This is a genomic window from Streptomyces sp. (assembly GCF_031178505.1).
In the GTDB taxonomy this organism is placed as follows: Bacteria; Actinomycetota; Actinomycetes; order Streptomycetales; family Streptomycetaceae; genus Streptomyces; species Streptomyces gulbargensis.
This window is the reverse complement of sequence record NZ_JAPSIW010000781.1, coordinates 1-3,170: the sequence shown is the minus strand read 5'-3', so window position 1 is coordinate 3,170 and position 3,170 is coordinate 1. Positions and strand designations below refer to the sequence as shown.

Annotated in this window: 2 protein-coding genes; one reads left to right on the top strand and one right to left on the bottom strand. The window is 71.8% G+C overall.

Going from position 1 to position 3,170, the window contains the following annotated elements:
• The first annotated feature begins 224 nt into the window (after positions 1-224).
• Entirely contained in the window at positions 225-1,061 is an 837-nt protein-coding gene (locus RIF68_RS32220) for an LPXTG cell wall anchor domain-containing protein (RefSeq protein WP_309054806.1), read from the top strand.
• A gap of 69 nt (positions 1,062-1,130) precedes the next feature.
• Here the strand turns inward: RIF68_RS32220 and RIF68_RS32215 are convergent.
• Positions 1,131-3,170 (bottom strand): phosphoenolpyruvate carboxylase (locus tag RIF68_RS32215; protein ID WP_309054805.1); only part of this gene is annotated, 2,040 nt, incomplete at its 5' end.

Here is a 3,170-nt window from a genome sequence, read left to right as displayed (position 1 = left end):
GTGGTCGCGGGCGGGCTGCGGATGTCGCGGGTGGCGTGGTCGCTGGCGGGTGCGGGTGGTGTGCTGCTGGTGGCGGCGTTCTTCGCGTTGTGACGCATAGCCGTTGATTCCGGCGGGTCCTGTGCGATCGTTATGAACCTCTGGGTTAAGGGTGACGTAAGGCGACGGATAGGCTGCCCCCGCCACCTCCCACGGCATCCCTCATCCCAGATGGACGACTGCACATGCGACGATCCCTGATTTCCGCCGGCGCGCTTGTCGCGGCCATGGCGGGCTCCCTGGTCCTGGCCCCGGCCGCCTCCGCCTCCGAGCGCCCGAACCCCGAGTTCAACCAGCAGGAGCAGCTGCCGATCTCGGCCGGCGAGTACGAGAAGGGCGACTGCCCGCCCGTTCCGTCCGACAAGGACGGCTGGCACTTCGTGCTGCCGGGCAGCGGCAAGGGCGACAGCGCCGTCTTCACCAAGCTGACGGTCGAGTTCAAGCCGGGCGGCGTCCAGACCGTCACGGTCTTCGGCCCGCCGAGCGACAAGCACGCCTACGTGGCCTCCGAGCCGGGCGCCGAGCTGATCTCGGCCACGGCGGAGATCAACGGCGAGCTGAAGAAGAACTTCTTCAACCTCTCGCACACCTGCCCCGCGAGCGCCAAGCCCACGCCGACCGGCACGCCCACCACCACCGCGCCGACGCCGACGGACACCCCGACCACCGGGACGCCGACCGGCACGCCGACCACGGACGTGCCCACCACGGGCACGCCCACCACCGGCACCCCCTCGGGCACCCCGTCCGAGAGCACCGCCCCGTCCGGGACCCCGACCACCGGCGGCCCGACCACGGGTACCCCGGGCGAGAGCGTCTCGCCGACCTCGACGTCCTCGGAGAGCGCGGGTCAGCCGGCGCCGAGCGCGTCGGGTTCGTCCTCCACGGGCGGCTCGGCCGAGGGTGACCTCGCCGAGACCGGCTCCAGCGCCCCGGTCGGCGTCCTCGCCGCCGTCGCCGTCGCCCTCGCGGGTGCCGGCGCGTTCCTGGTGAGCCGTCGCCGCAAGGCCCAGCAGCACTGACGTACCCCGTCATGACGGTGCCCCCACGGGATCTCCCGTGGGGGCACCGTCGCGTGGTACGGGCGGGTGTCAGCCGGTGTTGCGCAGGCCGGCGGCGACACCGTTCACGGTGAGGAGCAGGGCCCGCGCGAGGAGCGGGTCCGGGTCCTCGCCGCGCTCGGCGGCGGCCCGCTGGCGGGCGAGCAGGGAGACCTGGAGGTAGGAGATCGGGTCCAGGTAGGCGTCGCGGATGGCGAAGGTCTGCTGGAGGACCGGGTGGGAGTCGAGGAGCTTCTCCCCGCCGGTGATCTTGAGGACCTCGGAGACGGTGAGGGCGTGCTCGGCCTCGATGGTGTCGAAGACGTGCTTGAGCTCGTCGGGGACGAGGGTGTCGACGTAGTGGCGGGCGATCCGCAGGTCGGTCTTCGCGAGCGTCATCTCCACGTTGGAGAGGAAGTTGCGGAAGAAGTGCCACCGCTCGTACATCTCGCCGAGGACGGCGGCGCCTTCCATGCCCGCTTCACGCAGCGCCTTCAGGCCGGAGCCGACGCCGTACCAGCCGGGGACGATCTGCCGGGACTGGGTCCAGCCGAAGACCCACGGGATGGCGCGCAGTCCGTCGAGCGAGACGCCCGAGCCGGGGCGGCGGGAGGGGCGGGAGCCCAGGTGCAGGTCGGCGAGCTGGTCGACGGGGGTGGAGGCCAGGAAGTACGTCGGCAGGTCCGGGTCCTCGACGAGCTTGCGGTACGCGGTGTGGGCGGCGTCCGAGACGGTGTCCATGGCCGCGTCCCAGCGGGCGAGGGCCTCGTCCGACTGGCGGGGCGCGGTGTGCAGGGCGGAGGCCTGCAGGGTGGCCGCGACGGTCAGTTCGAGGTTCTCGCGGGCGAGGGACGGGATGAGGTACTTGTCGGAGATGACCTCGCCCTGCTCGGTCACCTTGATCTCGCCCTCCAGGGTGCCCCAGGGCTGGGCGAGGATCGCGTCGTGCGAGGGGCCGCCGCCGCGGCCCACGGTGCCGCCGCGGCCGTGGAAGAGGCGCAGCCGGACCCCGTAGCGGTGGGCGACGTCGCGGAGCCTGCGCTGGGCGCGGTGGATCTCCCACTGGGAGGTGGTGATGCCGCCGAACTTGGAGGAGTCGGAGTAGCCGAGCATGACCTCCTGCACGTCGCCGCGGAGCGAGACGAGGCGCCGGTAGGAGGGGTCGGCCAGCATGTCGTTGAGGATGACGTCGGCGGCCTTGAGCTCGTCGGTGGTCTCCAGGAGCGGCACGATGCCGATCTTGGCCCAGCCGGCGTGCAGGTCGATCAGGCCGGCCTCGCGGGCGAGGACGGTGGCGGCGAAGACGTCGTCGGCGCCCTGGCACATCGAGATGATGTACGACTCGATGACCTCGGGGCCGAAGCGCTCGAAGGCTTCCTTGATGGTGTGGAAGACGCCGAGGGTCTTCTCGCCGGCGGCGTCGAGCGGCGCGGGGGTGGGGGCGAGCGGGCGGCGGGAGCGGAGCTCCTTGGCGAGCAGCTTCTGCCGGTAGTCGCGCGGCATGTCGGCGTACCGCCAGGACTCCTCGCCGAGCCGGTCGAACAGCTGGCCGAGGGCGTGGTGGTGGGCTTCGGCGTGCTCGCGGACGTCCATGGTGGCGAGCTGGAGGCCGAAGGCGGAGAGGGTGCGGATGACCCGGTCCATGCGGCCGTCGGCGAAGAGGCCGCCGCGGTGCTCGCGCAGCGAGGTCTGGATGAGGGTGAGGTCGCGCAGCAGCTCGGCGGTGCCGAGGTAGTCGCGGCCCTCCTGGTGGGGGGTGCCCTTGGCGAGGCGCTCGCGGGTGTTGACGAGCTTCTGGCGGATGCAGGTGGCCTTGAGCCGGTAGGGCTCCTCGGCGTTGAGCCGCTTGTAGCGGGGGCTGATCTCCGGCAGGAGCTCCAGGTCGCGCTGGAGGGAGTCCAGGAGTTCCTGGGTGGCCCCGGTGTAGCGGATGGAGTTGGAGAGCAGGCCGCGGAGGAAGTCGACCAGTTCGAGGGCGTCGGTGATGCCGTGCTCGTGCTGGAGGATCAGGATGTCCCAGGTGACCTGCGGGGTGACGTTGGGGTTGCCGTCGCGGTCGCCGCCGATCCAGGTGCCGAAGGTCAGGGGGCG